The organism is Mesorhizobium sp. WSM4845 (genome assembly GCF_055811455.1).
The window spans coordinates 1-794 of record NZ_JBVVQA010000091.1 but is presented as its reverse complement, the minus strand read 5'-3'; the positions used below and the strand labels follow the sequence as shown (position 1 = coordinate 794).

1 protein-coding gene is annotated in these 794 nt (G+C 62.6%); it reads right to left on the bottom strand.

Annotated features, from left to right (window positions below):
* On the bottom strand, positions 1 to 794 hold a 794-nt coding region (locus AC0L2C_RS34135; protein WP_128173268.1), incomplete at its 3' end, for an elongation factor Tu.

Sequence of the window (794 nt, the reverse complement as noted above, 5' to 3'; positions counted from 1 at the left end):
TGGTCGAGCAGCTTGCGGAACATCTCGACGCCGGTGCAGGTCGTCTTGGTGGTCGGACGGATGCCGACGATCTCAAGCTCCTCGCCGACCTTGACCACGCCGCGCTCGACGCGGCCGGTCACCACCGTGCCGCGGCCAGAGATCGAGAACACGTCCTCGATCGGCATCAGGAACGGCTTGTCGAGCGGGCGAACCGGCGTCGGGATGTAATCGTCGACCGCAGCCATCAATTCGCGGATCGAATCCTCGCCGATCTTCTTGTCGGAATCTTCCAAAGCCGCAAGCGCCGAACCCTTGACGATCGGAATGTCGTCGCCGGGGAACTCGTTCTTGGTCAGGAGCTCGCGCACCTCGAGCTCGACCAGCTCGAGCAGCTCGGCGTCGTCGACCTGGTCGACCTTGTTCAAGAACACCACGATCGACGGCACGCCGACCTGACGGGCCAGCAGGATGTGCTCGCGGGTCTGCGGCATCGGGCCGTCGGCGGCCGACACGACCAGGATCGCGCCGTCCATCTGCGCAGCACCGGTGATCATGTTCTTGACATAGTCGGCGTGGCCGGGGCAGTCGACATGGGCGTAGTGGCGGTTGGCCGTCTCGTATTCGACATGCGCCGTCGAGATGGTGATGCCGCGCGCCTTCTCCTCGGGCGCCGCATCAATCTGGTCGTAGCGCTTGTATTCGCCAAAATACTTGGTGATCGCCGCCGTCAGCGACGTCTTGCCATGATCGACATGGCCAATCGTGCCGATGTTCACATGAGGCTTTGTACGCTCGAATTTACCTTTTGCCAT